Here is a 21,369-nt window from a genome sequence, read left to right as displayed (position 1 = left end):
CCCGCACGACTCCGATGGGCTGTCCATCGCCGGAGTCCGCCGTGAACCTTGCCGAACGCACCGATCCCTCCCGCCTTCCCCTCCCCCGGGCGACGACCACGATGCGTGCGGTGGCGGCGGACGCCGGCGATGCCCGCCGCGGCAGCCTCGACGCGGTGCTGGCCTGCCGGCATGCCGGTACCCGCAAGGTGCGCCTGAACTACGAGCTGGTGGGCCCGGCCGCTGCACCGGTGGTGTTCGTGGCCGGCGGCATTTCCGCGCACCGCCACGTGGCCGCCAATGCGCTGGATGCCGCACCGGGCTGGGCCGAAGGCTTGCTGGATGCCGGCCGCACGCTGGACCCGGCGAAGATGCGCATCCTCGCGATCGATTACGTGGGCGCCGATGGCAGCCTGGACGTGCCCATCGACACCGCCGACCAGGCCGATGCGGTGGCGTTGCTGCTGGATGCGCTGGGCATCGAGGTGCTGGCGGCGTGGGTGGGTTATTCCTACGGGGCGCTGGTGGGCCTGCAAATGGCGGTGCGGCATCCGCGGCGCTTGCGCAAGCTGGTGGCCGTGAGCGGCGTGCACCGCCCGCATCCGTACGCGGCGGCGTGGCGGGCGCTGCAACGCAAGGCGGTGGCGCTGGGGCGGCTGCAATGCGCCGACGAGCAGGGGCTGTCGCTGGCGCGCCAGTTCGCGATGCTGAGTTACCGCACACCGGAGGAATTCGCCGAGCGCTTCGATGCGGTGCCGGAAATCTGCAATGGCCAGGTGCGGGTGGCGGCGGAAGACTATCTGGATGCCGCCGGTGCCAAGTTCGTCGCCCGGGTCTCGCCCACCGCCTGGCTGCGGCTGTCCGAATCCATCGACCTGCACCGCATCGATCCCGCCCAGGTCGGCGTGCCGGTGTCGGTGATCGCGGTGGAAGGCGACCGGCTGGTGCCGATGGCCGATGCGGTGGAATTGCTCGAAGGCCTCGGCGCGCGCGGCCGCCTGCGCGTGCTGCGCTCGCCGTACGGCCACGATGCCTTCCTGAAGGAAACCGACCGCATCGACGCGCTGCTGGCCGGCGAACTGTCCGGCGCTGCCACGCATTCCGCATCTCCCGTTTCTACCCCCGTTTCCACCCTCGTTTGCACCGGAGTTTCCGCATGAGCAGCGACGCCCCGCAGAGCACCCGCCGTGCCGCCACCCGTGCGGTGCGCGCCGGTATCGACCGCGATGCCGCCTTCGGTGCGGTGACGCCGCCGCTGGTGCTGTCTTCCACCTTCAGTTTTGCCGGCTTCAACCAGAAGCGTGCGTACGACTACACCCGCTGCGGCAACCCGACCCGCGACTTGCTGGGCGAGGCGCTGGCGGAGCTGGAAGGCGGCGCCGGCGGGGTGGTGACCGCCACCGGCATGGGCGCGGTGACGCTGTTGCTGCATGCGCTGCTGCAACCGGCTGACGTGCTGGTGGTGCCGCACGACTGCTATGGCGGCAGCTGGCGGTTGTTCAACGCGCTGGCGGACAAGGGTGCGTTCACGCTGGTGACCTGTGACCTGACCGATGCGCAGGCCCTGGCCGCGGCATTGGCACGGCAACCGAAGCTGGTGTGGATCGAAACCCCGTCCAACCCGTTGCTGCGCATCACCGACCTACGCCGCGTGATCGCCGCCGCGCACGCCGTCGGCGCGCGGGTGGTGGCCGACAACACCTTCCTGTCGCCGGCGTTGCAGCGGCCGGTGGCCGATTTCGAGGCGGACTTCGTGCTGCATTCCACCACCAAGTACATCAATGGCCACAGCGACGTGGTGGGGGGCGCGGTGGTGGCGAAGGACGCCGACCAGCACCAGCACCTGCTGTGGTGGGCCAATTGCCTGGGCCTGACCGGCGCGCCGTTCGACAGCTTCCTGACCTTGCGCGGCTTGCGCACGCTGGATGCGCGCCTGCGCGTGCACCAGGACAACGCCGCCGCACTGGCCGCCGCGCTGGACGGCCACCCGGCGGTGCGGGCCGTGCATTACCCGGGACTGGCCAGCCACCCGGGGCATGCGCTGGCGGCGCGCCAGCAGCAGGGTTTCGGGGCGATGCTCAGCTTCGAGCTGGCCGGCGGAGAGGCAGCCGTGCGGGCGTTCGTGGACGGGCTGCAATGCTTCACTCTGGCCGAATCGCTGGGTGGGGTGGAAAGCCTGGTGGCGCATCCGGCCACCATGACCCATGCGGCGATGAGTGCCGAGGCGCGCGCCGTGGCCGGCATCACCGATGGCCTGTTGCGGCTGTCGGTGGGCATCGAGCATGTCGAGGATCTGCTGGCCGACGTGCAGGCCGGGCTGGCGCGCGCACGCGCGGCCGGCGACCACAAACGGGTGTCGGCGTGAGCGCTGCCGTGTCGCCGCCGGCACGGGTGGCGCTGCTGGGTACCGGCACGGTGGGCAGCGCGGTGTGGGCGCGCCTGGCCGGTTGGCACGGTACGCCGCTGGGGCAACGCCTGCGGCTGGTGCATGCCGCCAATTCGCGCCTTGCATGGGGCAATCCCGACGGGCTGCCGCTGGGCACCCGCGACAGCCTGTTCCAGCAGGCTGCGCAGCCCGGCACGCTGGAGGCGGTGGATGCGGCACTGGCCGGCGACGGCCCCCGCATCGTGCTGGACGCCACCGCATCGGCGGTGGTGGCCGACCGCCACCCGCACTGGCTGGCGCGCGGCATCCATGTGGTCACCGCCTGCAAGCTGGGCCAGGGCACCGCACTGGCGCGCTGGCAGGCCATCCAGTCCGCGCGCGCGGCCGGCCAGGCCGCCTATGGCGACAGCGCCACCGTGGGCGCGGGGCTGCCGTTGCTGCGCACGCTCCGTGCCTTGCAGGCCGGTGGCGACCGCATCCATGCCATCGCCGGGGTGCTGTCCGGCTCGCTGGCGTGGCTGTTCAACCACTATGACGGGATGCAGCCGTTTTCCGGCTTCGTGCGGCAGGCGCGGGATGCCGGGTATACCGAGCCGGACCCGCGCGAGGATCTTTCAGGCGAGGATGTGCGGCGCAAATTGCTGATCCTGGCGCGGGCGGCCGGCCAGGTGCTGGAGCAGGACGAGGTGCAGGTGGCATCGCTGGTGCCGGATGCACTGGCAGCACTCCCCCGCGATGCGCTGGATGCGGCCCTGCCGGAGCTGGATGCGCCCCTGCGCGAGCGGTTTGCCGAGGCCTACAAGCGCGGCGAAAAGCTGCGCTTCGTGGCGCGCCTGCAAGCCGGCGGTGTGGCCACCGTGGGGCTGGAAAGCCTGCCCGCCGGGCACGCGCTGGCCGGTGGCGGCGGTACCGACAACCGGGTGGCGATCTGGTCCGACCGCTATCCCGAACAACCCTTGGTGATCCAGGGGCCGGGGGCCGGCGCCGGGGTGACGGCGGCGGGGTTGCTGGATGATGCGCTGGCGATCCAGGCCGCCGCTGCTCAGTGATCGGTGACGCCGAAGAAATCGGCGATCGGCATGGGTTTCTGGAACACGTATCCCTGCGCGTAATCCACGTGCAGCTTGCGCAGTTGTTCCAGTTGCGCGTCGGTTTCCGCATGCTCGCCGACGGCGCGCATGTCGAGGATATGGGCGATGTCGGTGATCGCGCGCACCACCGATTCCGACAGCCGCGACTCGGTGAGGTCGCGCACGAAGCTGCCGTCGATCTTGAGGTAATCCACCCGCAGGTCGCGCAGGTACCCGAACGAGCAGAAGCCGGTGCCGAAGTCGTCCAGCGCGAAGCGGCACCCCATCGCCCGCATCCGGGCGATGAAGTGGCAAGTGCGGGCAAGGTCGCGCACCACGCTGGTTTCGGTGATTTCCAGGCACAGCTGACGCGGCTGCAAGGGGCTGCGTGCCAGGCGCGCGGCGGTGTACTCGGCGAACTCCTCGTCCACCAGGGTGGCGGCACCGAGGTTGAGGTTGCATTGTTCGATGCGCGGCACCAGTCCCGGGTGCACATCCAGCCAGTCCAGCAGGGCGTCCAGCACGTGGCGGTCCAGTCGCGGCCCCAGCCGGAAGCGCTCGGCGGCGGCGATCAGGTTGGCGGGCGGGCGCAGTTGCCCGTCACTGTCGCGCCAACGCAGCAGCACTTCGAAATGCGCCTGGCCGGTGCCGGGTTCCCGCAGGTCGATGATGGGCTGGCACCACAGTTCGAAGCGCTGCTGGTCCAGCACCTCGCGCGCGTTCAGGGCCAGCCGCATCAACTGGTTGCGGTTGCGCAGGCTGTCGGCGTTCTGTCCCGCCACCAACAAGCGGTTGCCCCCCAGGTCCTTGGCCTCGTGGCAGGCGGTGTCCACTTGCGAGAGCAATTCGTCGAAGCTGACATGCGGCGGCACGCTGGCGGCCAGGCCGATGCTGGCGGTGGTGCGCAGGTTGCTGCCCTGCCATGCCACCCGCATGGCTTCGATCGCGGCCAGCAGGTGCCGCCCGGGAACCGCCGCGGCATCGGCATCCAGTGCTACCAGCACGGTGAATTCATCGCCACCGCTGTGCGCCACCAGGGCGGGGTCGCCGAAGGCGTCGCGGACCATCCTGGCGGCATGGCGCAGCATCGCATCGCCGGCGGCGTGGCTGGCGGAATCGTTGACCAGCTTGAAGTTGTCGAGGTCGACGTACAGCAGCGACAGCGGCGTGTCGGCCTGCGCCAGCCATTGCCGCGCCTGCTCTTCGAAGGCATCGCGGTTGAGCAGCCCGGTCAGGGGGTCGTGGGTGGCACGCAGGTGCAATGCGGCCATCGCGTCCTCGCGTTCGCGGTAGGAAGCCGACAGCAGGATGGGGATGGTGGAAATCACCACCAACGCGCTCACCACCAGCGTGGTGTCTTGCACGGTTTCCGGGCGGCGCAGCCCATCCAGCCCCAGGACCAGCGCCAGGGCGACGCTGACCAGCATCGTGGCCATCGCCGTGAAGGTGCCGGGATACCGCGCCGCCGACCACAGCAGCAGGGCCAGCGGCAGGGTGGCCGCCGCCAGCGGGTACATGCTGCCGTTGCGCACGATCGCCACGCCGGCCGTCAGCACCGCCAGCATCACCGCGCACCACAGCAGGCGCTCGCGCAGCGCCTGCGGCGTCGGCGGTGCGCGCAGGTAGCCGCGTTGCAGCGTGCGCAGCAGCAACAGGACGCTGGGGGTCATGGTGGTGGCGCCCAGCAGGTCGCCGAGTGCCCATTGCAGGTAGGCGCGCGGCAGGTCGGCGGGTGGCACCATGCCGGCCAGCAGCATGCCCAGGCTGCCGATGATCGCGCTGGTGGCGCACAGCAGTACCGCGCCGCGCAGCAGCAACAGGCCGTCTTCGGTGCGCAATTGCAGTTGCGGTCTTGGCCGGCGGCGGAACACGTACAGGCAGGCAAGCAGGGTGCCGATGGCATTGCTGCTGGCCGAAAACGGCAGGAAGAGCGCCGGTACCGGCACCAGCCACAGGTGCAGCAGGAGCTGGCCGACGGCGATCGGCCATGCCGCCGACAGTCCGAAACGCAGCACCATCGCGTAGCCGATCCCGGCGGCGGGCCAGAACAGGGTGACGTCGGCCGGCGTGCGCAAATACAGGATGGCGACTGCGGCGCCTGCGAAGTACAGCAGCGTCAGCAGCAAGCCGCGCGAGACGGTGGCGACGACGGCACGCATGTGCTCAGGGCCCCGCTTCGGGAGGCGGGTTGGGCGGGTGCTTGGGCGCGGGTTCGCCGGACGTGCCGCCGTGCGGGTCGGGGCCGATTTCGCCGAACATCTCCAGCACCCCGTTGTCCAGCAGCCAGCCGGGGTTGCCGCGGACCAGCGCCGGGTCCAGCGTGAGGGTGTTGCCGGGCAGCGGGCGATAGGCCATCCAGCCATTGCGGCCGGAGGTCTTCACCCGGTACAGCGCGCGGTCGGCCAGGCTGACCAACTGCTCCCAGTCGAGCAGGTGCGGCTGCTGGTGCAGCAGGGGGTATTCCACCAGGCCAATCGAAGCGGTGAGGCGATGGTGCCGCCCTCCGCCGAGGTCGAAGGGATGGGCGGCGATGCGCGCACACAGGCGCTGCCCGATCTGTGCCAGGCCATCACGTGGCAAGGGCCGCAGCACCAACAGGAATTCCTCGCCACCCCAGCGCGCGGCGTAGTCGCCGCTGCGCTTGAGCTCGCCCAGCAATTGCCCGAATTGCTCCAGCACGCGGTCGCCGGCGGCGTGGCCCCAGGTGTCGTTGATGAGCTTGAAGTGGTCGATGTCCAGCAACACGAACACCAGCGCGTCGCTGCCATCGAGATAGCCGGCATCGCGTTCGTAGAACTTGAGGTCGATCGGGATCTGTTGACTGAGGTAGCGGCGGTTGTGCAGCCCGGTCAGCGGATCGGTGAAGCTGAGTTCCTTCAGGCGCGCATTGGCGGTTTGCAGGTCCTGGGTGCGTTCCTGCACCAGCAGCTCCAGCGCCGCGCGCTGGCGGGCGTAGCGCAGGCGCAGGCCGAGGTAGCCCAGCCATACCAGCGCACCCAGCAGCAGCACCGCCAGCATCCGGAACGCCAGGGTTTCGCGCAGGTGCGGCGGTACTTCCAGCTCCAGCGTGGCGGTGTCCGCCAAGGGATTGGGGCGGCTGAAATCCGCCACTTCGAAGCGGTATTGGCCGGGCGGCAGGTTGACGTAGCCGATGCTGCGCTGGTTGGGGGCGTCGAGTTCGCGCCAGCCTTCGTCGAAGCCGGTCAGCCGGAAGCGCAGGTGGGGCGGGTGTGCCGGCAGCAGGGCGGGCAGGCTGAAGGCGATCCGGACGGTGCGGGCATCCAGCGGCAGTTGCAGGCGGGTACGGCCGGGCGTGAGGGTGCCAACGTCGGTCTGCACGGTTTCGATGCGCAGCGGCCATGGCGTGCGGGCGTCCGGCAGGGCTGTCTGCACCAGCAGGGCCCCGTCGCGGGTGGGCAGCCACAGTTCGTTCTGGTACAGCAGGCCCCGGTTGTTGCCCGAACCGTTGCAGCATTTGTCCTGCTGCCCGCCGAGGCGGTCGAAGCCGGAATTGATCAGCAGCTCCGGGGCCAGGCGGGCACGCGGGTCGGCCAGCGCGCGGTCCAGTTGCGCCAGCGGCAGCCGGTAGACGCCCTGCATCCCGGCCACCCAGAGCTGGCCGTCGATTTCGTCGAGGTGGAAGGGCAGGCTGGCGGGCAGGCCGCGGTTTTCGCCGATGCCGCGCCAGCGCTGGCCATCGAAGATCCACAGCGGCACGCCGCTGCTGCTGCCCAGCACCCAGCGCCCGTCGGCCAGTTCCACGAATGCGGACACGGCGATGTCCGCCGGCAGGCCCTGCGTGCGCCCCACCGCCTGCATGCGGCCCTCGCGCCATTCGTACAGCCCCTGCGAGGAACCGGCCAGCAGGTGGCCGTCGCGGGTTTCACGGACGATGCGGATACGGGGATCCGGAAGGCCCTGGGCTGCGCCGTAGCGGGTCAGTTGCTGGTGGGCATCAAGTTCGAACAAGCCTTCGGACGTGGCGAACCAGAGCTGGCCGAGGTGGTCGCGCAGGATGCCGTTGATCTGCGCGTTGCGCAGCGGCAGCAGCGCCGGTGGCAGTTCCGCGCCGGGGCGGCCCGGGTGCAGCAGGGCCACGCCGGCCCGGGTGCCCACCCAGACCTGGCCCGCCTCGGGGAGCAGGCTGTAGGCCTCCGGGTGCGGCAATTGCGCGCCGCTGGCCACGCGCTGGAAGCGGCCGTCGCGCCAGACTTCCACGCCGTCGCTGGTGCCGACCCAGATGCCACCGTCCGGTGCTTTTGCAACCGCCCACAGCAGCGGCGAAGCCAGGCCATCGGGGTGCGACAGGCGTCGGGTGTAGCCGCTCCAGGCCCGGGTGATGCCCTCGGTCTGGCTGCCCAGCCAGAGATTGCCGTCGCGGTCTTCGAAAATCGCACGAATGGCAATGCTGCCCGCCGTGTTTTGCAGGCGTTCCACGGGCTGCCCCTTGCGCAGGCGCTCCAGATACTGCGGGGTGGCCAGCCAGAGGTTGCCGTCGTGGTCGGCGGCCAGGGCCTCCACCGCGCGTACGCGATCGCCGTCGCGCCCGGGAACCGGCGTCCATTGGCCGTCATGCAGGCGCAGCAGGCCGTTGCGGGTGCTGGCGTACACCTCGCCGTCGAAATGCGCCAGCGCGTTCACGGCCACGTCGGCCATCCCGTCGGGCAGCGGGTGGGGTTCCAGTTGGCCGGCCACCAGTTGCAGCACCTGCCCGCGGCTGCCGATCCACAGCCCGTCGGGACCGGTCAGCAGGCTGGTGGCCGGGCCGGGCAGTGGCCGCACGCGGCGCAGGCCGTCGGTGGTTGGGGCATACAGGCCATCCGGCCCCGCCACCAGGACCTGGCCATCCACGAACGCCAGGGCCGCCACCGGGAACCGGGGCGGCGGTTCGCCGGGTTTACCGGGGGGCGTCAGGTTGCGAAGCTTGCCGTTTTCCAGCACCAGCAGGCTGCGGGCGGTGCCCACCCACAAGCGGCCGTGGTCGTCGGCCAGCAGTGCCTGGATGCCGCTGTCCAGGCCCAGTGCATCGCGCAGTGCGAAATTCTGGAAATGCACGCCATCGAACCGGGCCAGGCCGGTCTGGCTGCCCAACCACAAGTAGCCTTCGCCATCCTGGGTGATGGCGGTGACGGTGATTTGCGGCAGGCCTTGCTCCACGCCCCAGTTGTCGAGCACGTAATCGCGAAAGGGCTTGTTGGGTGCCAGTGCGGCGGCGGGCAGCATCAGCACGAGCAGGACGAATGCCAGCAGGCCGCCGCGCAGGCGTCGCGCCCACGCGCGCTGCTTCCGGTGCTTACCGCAATTGGCGATGGGTCGTGTGATCGCGCGTCCCCCGGCTAACCCCCCGCGGCCAGATTACATCGAAATATCGCCCTGTTCGCGCCTTGGCTGGGGGCGATGCGATGGCCGTTGTCAGCACTCGATCACGTTCACCGCCAGCCCGCCGCGGCTGGTTTCCTTGTACTTGTCCTGCATGTCGCGGCCGGTGTCGCGCATGGTCTTGATGACCTTGTCCAGCGACACCTTGTGCTGGCCGTCGCCGCGCAGGGCCATGCGGCTGGCGTTGATCGCCTTCACCGAGCCCATCGCGTTGCGTTCGATGCAGGGAATCTGCACCAGCCCGCCGATCGGGTCGCAGGTCAGGCCCAGGTTGTGCTCCATGCCGATCTCGGCGGCGTTCTCGATCTGCCCGGGGCTGCCGCCCAGCGCGGCGGTGAGGCCGGCGGCGGCCATCGAACAGGCCACCCCCACTTCGCCCTGGCAACCGACTTCGGCACCGCTGATGGAGGCGTTTTCCTTGTACAGGATGCCCACCGCGGCGGCGGTGAGCAGATAGGTGAAGAGGCCGGCCTCGCGTGCGACGGCGTCTTTTTCGCTGGCGCAGAAGCGCTCGTAGTAATGCGCCACGGCCGGCACGATGCCGGCCGCACCGTTGGTGGGCGCGGTGACCACGCGGCCACCGGCGGCGTTTTCTTCATTCACCGCCAGCGCATACAGGTTCACCCAGTCGAGCACGGTCAGCGGGTCGCGCATCGCCGCTTCCGGCCGCGCCGCCAGTTCGGCGTGCAGGGCCGGCGCGCGGCGGGTGACATGCAGCCCGCCAGGCAGGGTGCCTTCGGCGCGAATGCCGCGCGCCACGCAGCGTTGCATGGCCTGCCAGATTTCGCGCAGGCTGGCGCGGATCTCGTCCTCGCTGCGCCAGGCTTTTTCGTTTTCGAACATCAGCTGGGCGATGCTCAGGCCGCTGCGCTGGCACTGCGCCAGCAGTTCGGCGCCGCTGTTGAACGGATACGGCAGCGGCGTGGTGTCGGCCACGATGCGGTCTTCCGCCGCCTCGTCCTGGTTGACCACGAAGCCGCCGCCCACCGAGTAGTAATCGCGGGTGGCCAGTTCGACGCCCTCGGCATCGAAGGCGGAAAAGCGCATGCCGTTGGTGTGGAACGGCAGTTTCTGGCGCTTGTTCATCACCAGGTCGCGTTTTTCGTCGAATGCGATGGCGCGTTGGCCGCCGAGGCGGATGTTCTTCTCCGCACGGATGCGTTCCAGCGCGGCGGGGATGATGTCGGGGTCGATCTGGTTCGGCCAGTGGCCTTCCAGCCCCATCAACACCGCCTTGTCGGTGCCGTGGCCGCGCCCGGTGAGGGCCAGCGAGCCGAACACTTCGGCGCGGATGCGCACGGTGCGTTCCAGCACGCCGTTTTCCACCAGCCAGTGGCGGACGAAGCGGGCGGCGGCGCGCATTGGCCCCACCGTGTGCGAGGAACTGGGGCCGATGCCGATCTTGTAGAGGTCGAAGATGGAGACGGCCATGGGGGGGCTGCCGATGTGTGGGGGAGGTCTATTCTAGGCTGCCCAGGCTTGCAGGAAAGACACCCGCGTATGGCCCTGACGCTTTACCAGCGCGATCACTGCCACCTGTGCGACCAGGCACTGGCGGTGCTGGCGGCAGCGCGCGCCCCCGAATTCGAAACCGTCTTCATCGATGACGACGACGCGCTGGAGGCCCGCTATGGCCTGCGCGTGCCGGTGCTGCGCAATGACGCGGGCGTCGAGCTGGAGTGGCCGTTCGACGTGCAGCAGGTGCAGCGCTTGCTGCACGCCTGAACCCCGCCTGCTTGCAAGCACCGGCCGGCACCGCCAGCATGCGGGCTGGGGAGGGGATATGCCGCATCGTCTTTGCTGGTTGCTGCTGTTGTGCCTGGGGTGTGCCTGCGCGTTGGCCGGGGTGCCGGAACGGCCGCGCTTTCGCATCGTTGGCCCAGCCCAGGGTTTGCCGTCGACCGAAATCAAGGCGCTGGCGCGTGATGCGGATGGCTACCTGTGGGTTGGCAGCACCGATGGCCTGGCGCGGTATGACGGCGTTGGCATGCGGGTCTGGCGAAGCGACCCGGAGGCTGCCGATGGCCTGCCCGGCAACAACGTGCAGGCATTGCTGGTGGACGCGCGCAACCGCATCTGGGTGGCAGTGGAGGGCGAGGGCGTCAGCGTGCTGGACCCGGCGCGGCGGCAGTTCACGCGCTATCGCAAGCAGACCCAGCCGGCGCTGGAAAGCGATGACGTGTGGGCGATGGCACGGCAGGGCGATGCGGTCTGGCTGGGGACCTTCGGCGGCGGAGTGACGCGCGTGGGGGGCGATGGCCGCCTGCGGCATTTCGGCAAGGCGCAGGGCCTGCCCTCCGATACCGTGCTGTCGCTGGCGGTGGACGCACAGGGCGTGGTGTGGGCGGGCACCACCACCGGGCTGGCCCGCTTGCAGGGGGATGCGTTCGTCGCGGTGGCGTTGCCGGCGGCGGACGGCCCGGCGCTGGTGTACTCCCTGACCACGCAGGCCGACGGCGTGTGGGTGGGCAGCGCACAGGGGGTGTGGCATCTGCGCGCGGGACGCTGGGAGCAGCCGGACTGGGCACCGATGTTCCAGCGCCCCAATGCGATGCTGTCGATCAGCAGCGTGGGCGATGGCGACCGCTGGATCGGCAGCCAGCGTGGCTTGTGGTTGCAGCGCGGCAGCGCGCCGCCGGTGCCGGTGCCGCTGGGCGGGGCCGACATCCCGCGCGCCATCGGCACCTTGCTGCGTGAACATGGCGATGCGCTGTGGGTGCCGGTGCAAGGGCGCGGCTTGGGCTACCTGCGTTCCGGCTGGCGGCAGCTGGCCCAGTTCCAGGGCAGCGAAGACGGATTGCGCGGCGCGATGTACCGCGCGCTGGGCAAGGCCCGTGATGGCGGCGTGTGGCTGGGCGGCATGGGCGGCGTGATCGAGCACATGGATGCGCAGGGGCAGATCGCACCGCTGGAAGACGCGGTGCTGGAGCAGTTGCGCAACGTCAAGCCGGTGGCGATCACGGAGGATGCGGGCCGGCGATTGTGGGTCACCCATCGCGGCGGGCTGCTGCGCATTGGCCACGATGGCCGGGTGGATGCCTGGACCTCGGAGGATGCCGACAACCCGGTGCCGCAGGGACAGGTGGGCTGGTTGCTGAATGCCGGCGATGGCAGCCAGTGGCTGGCGGCGGCGGGTGGCGGCGTGCAGCGGCGCGATCCCGGCAGTGGCAAGGTGCTGCTGAACCTGCCGGCGGGGCCGGACAGTGGCCTGGGGGAGGCCGACATCGAAGCCATGGTACTGGCCCCCGACGACGCCCCCTGGGTGGCCGGCAGCGGCGGCATCCTGCGCTTCGACGGCACCCGGCTGCGCTTCCTGCCGGTGCCGGAGATGGGCCAGGAGCGCGCCTTCGCGCTGGCCTTCGATGGTGCCGACGTGTTGTGGGTGCAGCGCATGACCGGGCTGGAGCAATTCCGGCGTGGTGCCGATGGCTGGCGGCGCGGCGAGCACGTCGATACCCGCCACGGCATGCCGGCGGTGGCGGCGGATGCCTTGCTGGTGGATGCCCGCCATCGGATCTGGGTGACCACCTCGCGCGGGCTCTATCGGTGGGATCCGCTGCGGCGCAACCTGCGGCATGTGGGCTTGCAGGACGATGCCAGCAGCGAGGAATACCTCGACCGGGCGGCGCTGCTGCGCGATGACGGCGTGCTGGTGGCAGCCACCGCCGATGGCGGCTTGCGGCTGTTCGATACCGATGCGGCCGAGCCGGTGCCGGTGCGGCCGGTGCTGCGGTTCGACGAGATCGCGGTACGCCGCAACGGCGGCTGGCAGGCATTGGCGGGGCGCGATGGCGTGCGCCTGGACCCGCAGGATCGCGAGGTGCGCATCCGTGCGCGCCTGCTGGCGTTCGACGACCCGCCGGGCAATCGCTACTGGGCGCGGCTGGACGGGTTCGACCGCGGCTGGGTGGCGCTGGGCAACAGCGGCGAGCGCACCTTCACCGCGCTGGCACCGGGCAGCTACGTGCTGCGCATGCGCGCGCAGGATGCCGGCGGCAACGTGGCCGCCGAGCAGGTGCTGCATTTCGAGGTGCCGCCGCCGTGGTGGCGCAGCGGCTGGGCGCTGGCGGGGTATGCGCTGGCCGGCCTGGTGCTGGTCGCGCTGTCGGCGTGGGCCTACCGGCAGCGCCTGCGCCGGCGGCATGCGTGGCAGCTGGCGGAACACAAGCGCGAACTGGCCGAACAGGCATCGGAAGCGAAATCACGGTTCCTGGCCACGCTGGGGCATGAGGTGCGCACGCCGATGACCGGCGTGCTGGGCATGGCCGAACTGTTGCAGGGTACCCACCTCGACGAGCGCCAGCGCGGCCATGTCGAAGCCATCCGCCGCGCCGGCGAACACTTGCTGCGGCTGGTCAACGACGCGCTGGACCTGGCCCGCATCGAAGCCGGCAAGCTGGAGCTGGCGAACGTCGATTTCACCCTGCGCCCGTTGCTGGATGCGGTGGCCGGGCTGATGGCACCGGTGGCCGAACGCAAAGGGCTGGCGTTCGTCGAGGACATCGCCGCCGACGTGCCGCAGTGCCTGCATGGCGACCCCACCCGCGTGCAGCAGATCCTGTTGAACCTGGTCGGCAATGCGGTGAAGTTCACCGAAAACGGCCATGTCTCGCTGGAGACGTTCGCGCTGTCGCCGCAGGGCGTGCGCTTCGTGGTGGCCGACACCGGTCCCGGCCTCAACGCGGAGCAACAGGCACGCCTGTTCCGTCGTTTCGAACAAGGCGATGGCCCGCGCACCACCGCCCGCTACGGTGGCAGCGGCCTGGGACTGGCCATTTCACAGGAGCTGGCGGCGGCGATGGGGGGGCGGATCACGGTGGACAGCCAGCCCGGCAAGGGCACCCGGTTCATCGTCGACCTGCCGTTGGCGGGCAGTGCGCCCGAGCAGGTGGCCGCGCCTGCGGTACCCGGCGCGCGCGCGCGGCACGGTGCGGTGCGGTGGTGCTTGCTGCTGGTGGAAGACGATCCCATCGTGGCCGAGGCCATCGCCGGTTTGCTGCGCGCGCGCGGGCATGCGGTCACCCATGCCGCGCACGGGCTGGGGGCGTTGACCGAAGCGGCCACCGGCCACTTCGACGCCGCCTTGCTGGACCTGGACCTGCCCGGCATGGATGGCCTGGCGTTGGCGCGCAGCCTGCGCGCGCAAGGTTTTGCCGCGCCGCTGCTGGCCGTCACCGCGCGGGCCGATGCCGATGCGCAGGCGCAGGCACAAGCAGCCGGGTTCACCGGCTTCCTGCGCAAGCCGGTGACCGGGGATCTGCTGGCACAGGCGCTGGAGGCACTGCTGGCGCAAGCGGCTTGACGCTTGGGGCCTCCGCAATCGGGGTGTTCGATGCCAGCTTCGTTGCGGCAGCGCACCCGGCCACGCCGGGTGCTATCGGGCGGCTTAAACAACCGCCGTCATCCCCGCGAAGGCGGGGATCCATGGACGTTAGCCTGTTAAAAGCCCAAGTCCATGGGTTCCCGCCTTCGCGGGAATGACGATCAAGAGCAGGTTGTCCAGAGCTTCCCTGACTGCTACTTGCTGGAGTCAGCGCGCGCTGTAGGCGTGCACCTCGTCCACCAGCGCCGCCACGTGATCGGGGTTCATGTCCGGCGACATGCCGTGGCCGAGGTTGAAGACGTGGCCTTCGCGGCTGCCGCCGTTGCCGTCGCGGTAGCTGTCCAGCACCGCGCGCACCTGCGCGCGCACCGCGTCGGGGCTGCCGTACAGCATCGCCGGGTCCATGTTGCCTTGCAGTGCCACCCGGCCAGCGTTGCGGCGCGCGGCGTCCTCCAGGGTCACCGTCCAGTCCACGCCGATGGCATCGGCACCGCTGCCGAACAACGCATCCAGATGCGGGGCATTGCCCTTGCCGAACAGGATCAGCGGGGCGTCGCCGCCCTTGAATGCGGCGGCAATCCGGGCCAGGTACGGCAGCGAGAATTCGCGGTACATCGCCGGTGACAACGTGCCGCCCCAAGTGTCGAACACTTGCAGCGCCTGCGCGCCGGCATCGCGCTGTGCCGACAGGTAGGCGATCACCGCGTCGGTGACCACGCCCAGCAGCTTGTGCATCGCCGCCGGCGCGTTCAGCGCCAGCGCCTTGACCTTGCCCCATTCCTTGCTGCCGCCGCCTTCCACCATGTAGCAGGCCAGCGTCCACGGGCTGCCGGAAAAACCGATCAGCGGCACGCGGCCGTCCAGTTCGCGGCGGATCAGGCTGACCGCATCGGTCACGTAGCGCAGGCTGCTGCCGACGTCCGGCACCGCGAGCTTGTCGATGTCGGCGACGCTGCGCAGCGGGCGCTCGAACTTCGGGCCTTCGCCATCGACGAAATACAAACCCAGCCCCATTGCATCGGGCACGGTGAGGATGTCGGAAAACAGGATCGCCGCATCCAGATCGAACCGGCGCAGCGGCTGCAAGGTGACCTCGCAGGCCAGTTCAGGGGTCTGCGCCATCTTCAGGAAGCTGCCCGCCGCCTTGCGGGTGGCGCGGTATTCCGGCAGGTAGCGGCCAGCCTGGCGCATCAGCCAGACGGGGGTGGCGTCCACCGGCTCGCGGCGCAGGGCACGCAGGAAGCGATCGTTTTTCAGGGGCGTGGGCAAGGGAGTTCTCCGGGGGTGCGGGTGCCTGCGCGTGCGCAGGCACGCCGGGAATGGGTCATCGCGGTGCGTCCGCGCCCTGCGCGAACACCAGCAGGAAGCCCTTCTTCAGGTGGGTGTCGCGTTCTTTTTCCAGTGCCGCCAGCGCACTGGCCTGATCGGCGTGCAGGGATTTGCGCAAGGTGCTGCGGCCGCCCGTCTGGCCGGATTCGCGCAGCAGCTCCCAGCCGCCCAGCAGGTCGGGCTGGAGCTGGAGCTGCACGAAGCGCGGGGCTTCGCGGCCGTCGGGGCGTTGTTGCAGGAGCAGGCGCATGGGGCAGCATTGTAAGGTGCAGGGCCGGCGCACGCGCGCCCGGTGCTGCGGCAGGCAACCGGCGCGATGCGCCGATCCGGAAGGCCACCCTCGGGAGATGACATGCAACGCGTAACCGGCATTGGCGGCATTTTCTTCAAATCCCCGGACCCCGCGCGCCTCGGCGCCTGGTACCGGGAACACCTGGGCGTGGATGTCACCGATTGGGGGGGCGCGGTGTTCCCGTGGGGCGGGCCGGAGAGTGCGCCGGGCATGACCCTGTGGACGCCGTTCGCCGCGGATACGGATGTCATGGCCCCCAGCGCCGCGCCGTTCATGGTGAATTTCCGGGTGGCCGATCTCGACGCCCTGCTGGCGGCGCTGCGCGCGGAGGGCTGCGAGGTGCTCGACAGACGCGAGGATTCCGAATACGGCAAATTCGGATGGGTGATGGACCCGGACGGCAACAAGGTCGAACTGTGGGAGCCGCCCTCCGGCCAGTGACCGGTAGGCCAGCCTCTAGGTTGCTCCAGCCACGGTCGAAGAACGAAGCAGTATGCTTCGGAGACGCCCGCCTCGAACAGGACAATTCCAGTGACCCGTATGGAAAGAAGAGACGAGCTTGATCCACTCCACTTTCGTGCCTCGTGGCCATCGCTGAGATCAGGGTTCGGTCGTGTGGACGTTCATTCGCTCGCGGCGTTCTGGGCGCGCGAGTCAAAAATCGAAGGCGATTACTTCGAGTTCGGCGTTGCCTCGGGCCGCTCGGCGGTCAGTGCGATTCGCGCCGCACGGTTGTATGGCTGGAAGGCGCCAGCGCATTTCCACCTATTCGACTCGTTTCAGGGATTGCCAGCCCTCGAAGGATTGGATACGGGATCGGAGCAGTTCAAGGAGGGTGATTTCGCGTATTCGCGCGAGTCGGTGATCGAACATTTTGCGCGGCGTGGCGTTTGGAATCCGGCGCGCATCCAATTCTACGAGGGATGGTTCGCCGACACGCTTACGGGATGGTTGCAATCCAGCTTCCCTGCGGGCTCGGCGGCCATCGTGCATATTGATTGCGATCTGTACGAATCAACCCGGCAGGTGTTGGATTTCGTGACGCCGTTGCTGCAGCCAGGCACCTTGATCCTGTTCGATGACTGGAATTGCTTCCGTGGATCGAACGCCCAGGGTGAGCGTCGGGCAGTACTTGAATGGATCGGACGCGAGGACGTGCCGTGGGGCCTCGAGCACTACGTGAGCTATGGCTGGAGCGGTGCCGGTTTCATCGTTGACATGAAGACCTGACACTGTCGCCTGGCTTGGGCGTTCAGCCCTCTGCCCGCAGCACCGCCAGCACTGCGCCTTCCTCCACGTCGGCGACGATCCGCGCCGCGCCCGGGCCGTTCCACAGGATGAAGCGCAGCCCACTGGCCTGCGCTTTCTTGTCCAGCCGCATCCGCGCCAGCAGTGCTTCGGGGGTGAGGCCGGCGGGCACGTCCACCGGCAGTTCGAAGCGCTGCAGCAGCGTGCGCAGCGCCTCCGCGTCGGCCCGCGAAGCCAGCCCCAGGGTGGCCGACAGGCGTGCCGCCAGCAGCATGCCCACCGCCACCGCCTCGCCGTGGTTGAGGCCGTCGCCGTAGCCCTGCTCGGCCTCGATGGCGTGGCCGAAGGTGTGGCCGAAGTTGAGCAGGGCGCGGTCGCCGTGTTCCAGCGGATCGCGGGTGGTGATTGCCGCCTTGTGTGCGCAACTGCGGGCGATGGCCTGGGCCAGCGCGGCGTCGTCGCCACCCAGCAGGGCATCGCGGTGCGCGTCCAGCCAGTGCAGGAAATCGGCGTCGACGATCGCCCCGTATTTGATGACCTCGGCCAGCCCCGCGCGCAATTCGCGCGCTGGCAGCGTGCGCAGGGTGGCGGTATCGGCCAGCACCGCACGCGGGACGTGGAAGGCACCGACCAGGTTCTTGCCCTGCGGGATGTCCACTGCGGTCTTGCCGCCGACCGAGGAATCCACCATCGCCAGCAGGGTGGTGGGCAGTTGCACGATGTCGATGCCACGCATCCAGCAGGCGGCGGCGAAGCCGGCCAGGTCGCCGACCACGCCGCCACCCAGCGCGAACACGCAGGCATCGCGGGTGGCGCCGAGTGCGGCCAGCGCGTCGATCGTGCCGCTGAAATTCGCCAGTGTCTTTTCCGTTTCGCCGGCGGCGATCACGTGACGGGCGATGCGCAGGCCGGGACCGGCGGCCTGCAGGGCCGCCTCCACGCGGCCGGCATACAGCGGCGCGACGTTGGCGTCGCTGACGAGCAATGCCTGCCGGCCTCGCAGCGTCCGTGCCAGCCAGCTGCCGTCATCCAGAAGATTGGGGCCGATATGGATGCGATAGGGCGTGGCAGCGGCGACGTCGACCGTGTGCGGGGTGGTGTTCATGTGCGTCTTGTGCAAAAAAAGGTGAAGCCGTTCCGCCAATGTCGCCGCAGCCGCTTCCGGCAGCAGCGTGGTGGTGTCCAGCAGCAGGTGCGCGGTGGCGCGGTACAGCGGTTCGCGCCGGGCTTGCAGGCGGGCCAGCGTCTGCGCCGGGTCGGCGGCTTGCAGAAGCGGGCGGTGGGTGTCGCCGTGCAGCCGCGCCTGCTGGGTGGCGGCATCCACGTGCAGGTAGACCACGGTGCCGGCCGCGCGCATCGCGGTGCGATTGGCCTCCAGCAACACCGCGCCGCCGCCGGTGGCGATGACCGCAGCGCCTTCGCGCAGGCTGGCCGCCAGCACGCGTGCCTCGCGGGTGCGGAAACCGGCTTCGCCCTCGGTATCGAACAACTGCGCGATGTCGCATCCGGCGTCGGCCTCGATGCGCGCATCCACGTCCACGAACGGCAGTGCCAGCCGCGCCGCCAGCGCGCGTCCCAGCGTGCTCTTGCCGCTGCCCATCGGGCCGATCAGGACGATTGGCTGGGGATTTTGCATCGCAGCATGCTAACAGCCGGGTGCGCGGCCGGTGCGGATGGGCGACAATGACGGCATGAACATTCTTCCCGACGACATCCTTGCCACCTTCGACACCCTGTTCGCCGAGGCGCAAGCCGCCGGCGAGCCCGACCGCACCGCGATGACGGTGGCCACGGTGGATGCCGACGGTCGCCCGTCCGCGCGCATCGTGCTGCTCAAGGCGCACGATGCGCGCGGCTTCGTGTTCTACACCCATCTGGACGGGCGCAAGGGCCGTGAATTGCAGGCCAACCCGCAAGCGGCGCTGCTGTTCCATTGGCCGCGCGTGCGCAATGGCGTGCAGGTGCGGATCGAGGGCGCGGTGGAGATCGTCGGCGATGCCGAGGCGGATGCCTATTTCGCCAGCCGGCCGCGCGGCAGCCAGGTCGGGGCCTGGGCCTCGCAGCAGTCCGCAACGCTGGATGCGCGCGAGACTTTCGAGGCGCGGCTGGCGAAGTTCGAGGCCGAGTTCGAGGGCCGCGCGGTGCCGCGTCCACCGCGTTGGGGCGGGTTCCGGGTGCAGCCGCGGGTGGTGGAGTTCTGGCACGCGGCGAACTTCCGCCTGCACGAGCGGCAGTTGCACGAGCGCGACGCCAGTGGCCACTGGACGCAGCGGATGCTGTACCCGTAAGGGATTCAGCGGGGTTGCAGGTCGGCGCTGGTGGTGATGTCGGCGCGCGCGCCGTTGCGCACGGCGGTGATCCGGAACTGCAGCGTGGCCGGTGGCTTGGCGGGGAACACGCCGACATAGTCGGTCAGGCCGTCGACCAGGATGGATTGCAGTTGCATGGGGTGCGGCGGGTCACCCAGCGCAGCCGCGGTGGCGGCCAGGTGCAGGTCGCCCGGTGCCAGGGCGTTGCCGGCGGCATCGCGCAGGGTGACCAGCAGCAGCACGCCGTCCTGGCTGCGATCCAGTCCGTAACGGCGCGCCACCTCGGCATTGAGATCGGCGATGGCCACGGTGGAGGCCTGCAAGGTGGCATCGCCCAGGGTCATGCGGGCGTTGTCGGCGGCGGCATCGCTGCGGCTGGCTGCGGCCGGTGCCGGGGTTCGGTTGCAGGCGGCCGGCAGGCAGCTGGCCAGGGCAAGGCACAGGACGGCAAGGCGCATGGCAGGGCTCCTGCTTCAGTCGTTGGCGGCGGAGAGTTCGGCGCCGCGCACGCGGGCGGCGTGGATGGCGGCTTCCACCAGCGTGCGGAAACCACCGGCTTCGAAGGTTTCGATCGCCGCCTGGGTGGTGCCATTGGGGGACGTGACCCGGCGCCGCAGTTCGGCCGGCTCGACGTCGGCCTCGGTGAGCATGCGCGCCGCGCCCAGCACGGTTTGCAGCGCCAGCGTGCGCGCCGCCGCCGCCGGCAGGCCTTCACGGAGGCCTGCGGCCACCATCGCCTCGGCCAGCAGGAACACGTAGGCCGGGCCGCTGCCGGACACGGCGGTCACCGCATCCATCTGCGCTTCGTCCTCGATCCACACGGTGGTGCCGGCGGCAGCCAGCAAGGTGCCGGCGAAGCGGCGTTCTTCGGCAGTCACGGCGGCATCGGCGTACAGGCCGGTGACGCCCGCACCCAGCAGCGCAGGGGTATTGGGCATCGTCCGCACCACCTTGATGCCACCCCCCAGCCAGCGGGCGATCTGCGGGGCGGTGATGCCGGCGGCGATCGAGACCACCAGCGGCCGGGCGGCCTGTGCCTGTGCGGCCAGCCCGGCGCAGACGTCGTGCAGGACTTGCGGTTTGGTGGCCAGCACCCAGGTGGCGGCCCCTGCCGCGGCGGTCGCGGCGGCGTCGAACGTGGTCACGCCGAAATCGGCCTGCAACGCCTCGCGCAGCGCATCCAACGGTTCGGCCACGCGGATCCGGGCGGGCGCGTGGCCCTGTGCCACCAGCCCGCCGATCAGGCTGCGGGCCATGTTGCCGCCACCGATGAAGGCGATCGACTCATTCATGGGGTTTGCTCCGTTTGCGTCACGGGTTTGGGAGGGCGTGCGCCGAACAGCGCGCTGCCGATGCGCACCATGGTCGCACCTTCCTCGATCGCGTCCACGTAGTCCTCGCTCATCCCCATCGACAGGGTGTCGACGCCGGGATGGCGGGCGGCCAGCGCGGCGAACAGGTCGGCCATGGCGCGGAACGCGGCGCGCCGCCGGGCGCGGTCTTCCACCGGTGCCGGAATCGCCATCAGCCCGCGCAGGCGCAGGCGCGGCGCGGCGGCGATCGCGGCGGCCAGTGCCGGCACCGCTTCGGGCCGGCACCCGGACTTGCTGGCTTCATCGTCGATGTTGACCTGGATGAGCACGTTGAGTGGCGGCAGTTCGGCCGGACGCTGCCGGGCCAGCGCGGCCACCAGCTTGTCGCGATCCACCGTCTGCACCCAGTCGAATGCCCGTGCCGCGGCGTCGGCCTTGTTGGATTGCAGGTGGCCGATCAGGTGCCATTCCAGCCCGAGCGCGCGCAGCGCGGCGATCTTCGGCAACGCCTCCTGCACGTAGTTTTCCCCGAATGCGCGTTGCCCGGCGGCGGCCATGGCGGCGATGGCGGCGGCATCGCGGGTCTTGGAGACCGCCAGCAGGCGGGCTTCTGGCCTGCCGGCGGCACGGCTTGCGTTATCGATGTGCAGCAAGGCCGCGTGCAGCGCGGCGGTAGCGTCGAGGTGGCTCACGGTGGTTGAATGCGGGTGCGGGTGGCGCTCATACTGCCTGCGGGGTGCG

General features: G+C 70.0%; 17 protein-coding genes and 1 pseudogene. 8 read left to right on the top strand and 10 right to left on the bottom strand.

The window, feature by feature from the left end:
• Positions 1 to 14: 14 nt before the first annotated feature.
• From ACE3OK_RS01860 to ACE3OK_RS01850, 3 genes are read left to right on the top strand one after another with little or no spacing between them, the layout of a single operon-like run.
• Entirely contained in the window at positions 15 to 1,139 is a 1,125-nt protein-coding gene (locus ACE3OK_RS01860) for a homoserine O-succinyltransferase (protein ID WP_374247814.1), read from the top strand.
• On the top strand, positions 1,136 to 2,344 hold the full coding sequence (gene metB / locus ACE3OK_RS01855) for a cystathionine gamma-synthase (RefSeq protein WP_374247813.1): 1,209 nt from the start codon (positions 1,136 to 1,138) through the stop codon (positions 2,342 to 2,344). The genes ACE3OK_RS01860 and metB overlap by 4 nt, the downstream gene beginning before the upstream one ends.
• Positions 2,341 to 3,414 carry a homoserine dehydrogenase gene (locus ACE3OK_RS01850; protein ID WP_374247812.1) on the top strand — a complete coding sequence of 358 codons (1,074 nt, stop codon included), beginning with the start codon at positions 2,341 to 2,343 and terminating at the stop codon, positions 3,412 to 3,414. Before metB ends, ACE3OK_RS01850 begins: the two co-directional genes overlap by 4 nt.
• On the opposite strand, the gene ACE3OK_RS01845 is transcribed toward ACE3OK_RS01850, so the two are convergent.
• From ACE3OK_RS01845 to ACE3OK_RS01835, 3 genes are all read right to left on the bottom strand, one after another.
• Positions 3,408 to 5,594: a putative bifunctional diguanylate cyclase/phosphodiesterase gene (locus tag ACE3OK_RS01845; RefSeq protein WP_374247811.1), complete on the bottom strand. Its 2,187-nt coding sequence runs from the start codon at positions 5,592 to 5,594 to the stop codon at positions 3,408 to 3,410. The genes ACE3OK_RS01850 and ACE3OK_RS01845 overlap by 7 nt on opposite strands.
• Before the next feature lie 4 nt (positions 5,595 to 5,598).
• On the bottom strand, positions 5,599 to 8,658 hold the full coding sequence (locus tag ACE3OK_RS01840) for a diguanylate cyclase (protein WP_374247900.1): 3,060 nt from the start codon (positions 8,656 to 8,658) through the stop codon (positions 5,599 to 5,601).
• A 189-nt stretch (positions 8,659 to 8,847) separates the two neighbouring features.
• Positions 8,848 to 10,245 (bottom strand): L-serine ammonia-lyase, encoded by a 1,398-nt coding sequence (locus ACE3OK_RS01835; protein ID WP_374247810.1) that lies wholly within the window; start codon positions 10,243 to 10,245, stop codon positions 8,848 to 8,850.
• A 69-nt stretch (positions 10,246 to 10,314) separates the two neighbouring features.
• On the opposite strand from ACE3OK_RS01835, the gene ACE3OK_RS01830 reads away from it, so the two are divergent.
• Positions 10,315 to 10,539: a glutaredoxin family protein gene (locus ACE3OK_RS01830; protein ID WP_374247809.1), complete on the top strand. Its 225-nt coding sequence runs from the start codon at positions 10,315 to 10,317 to the stop codon at positions 10,537 to 10,539.
• A gap of 166 nt (positions 10,540 to 10,705) precedes the next feature.
• Positions 10,706 to 14,116: an ATP-binding protein gene (locus ACE3OK_RS01825; protein ID WP_374247808.1), complete on the top strand. Its 3,411-nt coding sequence runs from the start codon at positions 10,706 to 10,708 to the stop codon at positions 14,114 to 14,116.
• Positions 14,117 to 14,344: 228 nt separating this feature from the next.
• Here the strand turns inward: ACE3OK_RS01825 and hemE are convergent, their stop codons facing one another.
• Positions 14,345 to 15,406, bottom strand: coding sequence for a uroporphyrinogen decarboxylase (gene hemE / locus ACE3OK_RS01820; protein ID WP_374247807.1), 1,062 nt, complete (start codon positions 15,404 to 15,406; stop codon positions 14,345 to 14,347).
• Between the two features lie 55 nt (positions 15,407 to 15,461).
• Complete coding sequence (locus ACE3OK_RS01815) at positions 15,462 to 15,716, bottom strand: hypothetical protein (RefSeq protein ID WP_374247806.1); 255 nt, start codon at positions 15,714 to 15,716, stop codon at positions 15,462 to 15,464.
• Between the two features lie 102 nt (positions 15,717 to 15,818).
• On the opposite strand from ACE3OK_RS01815, the gene ACE3OK_RS01810 reads away from it, so the two are divergent.
• Together ACE3OK_RS01810 and ACE3OK_RS01805 are read left to right on the top strand one after the other, a co-directional pair.
• The gene (locus tag ACE3OK_RS01810) at positions 15,819 to 16,199 is read left to right on the top strand and encodes a VOC family protein (protein WP_374247805.1); all 381 of its coding nucleotides are present in this window, start codon (positions 15,819 to 15,821) and stop codon (positions 16,197 to 16,199) included.
• 174 nt (positions 16,200 to 16,373) lie between these two features.
• Positions 16,374 to 16,988: a TylF/MycF/NovP-related O-methyltransferase gene (locus tag ACE3OK_RS01805; protein WP_374247804.1), complete on the top strand. Its 615-nt coding sequence runs from the start codon at positions 16,374 to 16,376 to the stop codon at positions 16,986 to 16,988.
• Positions 16,989 to 17,010: 22 nt separating this feature from the next.
• Here ACE3OK_RS01805 and aroB read toward each other — a convergent pair whose 3' ends face one another.
• A complete protein-coding gene (aroB, locus tag ACE3OK_RS01800) occupies positions 17,011 to 18,111 on the bottom strand; it encodes a 3-dehydroquinate synthase (protein WP_374247899.1) in 1,101 nt (366 codons plus the stop codon).
• Between the two features lie 36 nt (positions 18,112 to 18,147).
• Positions 18,148 to 18,606: pseudogene (locus ACE3OK_RS01795) on the bottom strand (shikimate kinase); the annotation flags it as partial.
• A 91-nt stretch (positions 18,607 to 18,697) separates the two neighbouring features.
• On the opposite strand from ACE3OK_RS01795, the gene pdxH reads away from it, so the two are divergent.
• The gene (gene pdxH / locus ACE3OK_RS01790; RefSeq protein WP_374247803.1) at positions 18,698 to 19,294 is read left to right on the top strand and encodes a pyridoxamine 5'-phosphate oxidase; all 597 of its coding nucleotides are present in this window, start codon (positions 18,698 to 18,700) and stop codon (positions 19,292 to 19,294) included.
• A 5-nt stretch (positions 19,295 to 19,299) separates the two neighbouring features.
• Here the strand turns inward: pdxH and ACE3OK_RS01785 are convergent, their stop codons facing one another.
• Genes ACE3OK_RS01785 through ACE3OK_RS01775 form a run of 3 tightly spaced genes read right to left on the bottom strand, consistent with a single transcriptional unit; the run spans position 19,300 to position 21,320 of the window.
• Complete coding sequence (locus tag ACE3OK_RS01785; protein WP_374247802.1) at positions 19,300 to 19,773, bottom strand: DUF4426 domain-containing protein; 474 nt, start codon at positions 19,771 to 19,773, stop codon at positions 19,300 to 19,302.
• 15 nt (positions 19,774 to 19,788) lie between these two features.
• On the bottom strand, positions 19,789 to 20,607 hold the full coding sequence (proC, locus tag ACE3OK_RS01780; RefSeq protein ID WP_374247801.1) for a pyrroline-5-carboxylate reductase: 819 nt from the start codon (positions 20,605 to 20,607) through the stop codon (positions 19,789 to 19,791).
• A complete protein-coding gene (locus ACE3OK_RS01775; RefSeq protein WP_374247800.1) occupies positions 20,604 to 21,320 on the bottom strand; it encodes a YggS family pyridoxal phosphate-dependent enzyme in 717 nt (238 codons plus the stop codon). The genes proC and ACE3OK_RS01775 overlap by 4 nt, the downstream gene beginning before the upstream one ends.
• Between the last annotated feature and the right edge of the window lie 49 nt (positions 21,321 to 21,369).

This window comes from Thermomonas sp. (genome assembly GCF_041905325.1).
In the GTDB taxonomy this organism is placed as follows: domain Bacteria; phylum Pseudomonadota; class Gammaproteobacteria; order Xanthomonadales; family Xanthomonadaceae; genus Thermomonas.
Note: the sequence above shows the minus strand (reverse complement) of the source record. Positions and strands in the feature narration are given on the sequence as shown.

Bases quoted from the DNA above. Each gene is read 5' to 3' on its own strand.
- ACE3OK_RS01860 (WP_374247814.1), top strand. From the start codon at position 15: ATGGGCTGTCCATCGCCGGAGTCCGCCGTGAACCTTGCCGAACGCACC.
- metB (WP_374247813.1), top strand. From the start codon at position 1,136: ATGAGCAGCGACGCCCCGCAGAGCACCCGCCGTGCCGCCACCCGTGCG.
- ACE3OK_RS01845 (WP_374247811.1), bottom strand. From the start codon at position 5,594: ATGCGTGCCGTCGTCGCCACCGTCTCGCGCGGCTTGCTGCTGACGCTG.
- ACE3OK_RS01840 (WP_374247900.1), bottom strand. From the start codon at position 8,658: ATGCTGCCCGCCGCCGCACTGGCACCCAACAAGCCCTTTCGCGATTAC.
- ACE3OK_RS01835 (WP_374247810.1), bottom strand. From the start codon at position 10,245: ATGGCCGTCTCCATCTTCGACCTCTACAAGATCGGCATCGGCCCCAGT.
- ACE3OK_RS01830 (WP_374247809.1), top strand. From the start codon at position 10,315: ATGGCCCTGACGCTTTACCAGCGCGATCACTGCCACCTGTGCGACCAG.
- ACE3OK_RS01815 (WP_374247806.1), bottom strand. From the start codon at position 15,716: ATGCGCCTGCTCCTGCAACAACGCCCCGACGGCCGCGAAGCCCCGCGC.
- ACE3OK_RS01810 (WP_374247805.1), top strand. From the start codon at position 15,819: ATGCAACGCGTAACCGGCATTGGCGGCATTTTCTTCAAATCCCCGGAC.
- aroB (WP_374247899.1), bottom strand. From the start codon at position 18,111: ATGAACACCACCCCGCACACGGTCGACGTCGCCGCTGCCACGCCCTAT.
- pdxH (WP_374247803.1), top strand. From the start codon at position 18,698: ATGAACATTCTTCCCGACGACATCCTTGCCACCTTCGACACCCTGTTC.
- ACE3OK_RS01785 (WP_374247802.1), bottom strand. From the start codon at position 19,773: ATGCGCCTTGCCGTCCTGTGCCTTGCCCTGGCCAGCTGCCTGCCGGCC.
- proC (WP_374247801.1), bottom strand. From the start codon at position 20,607: ATGAATGAGTCGATCGCCTTCATCGGTGGCGGCAACATGGCCCGCAGC.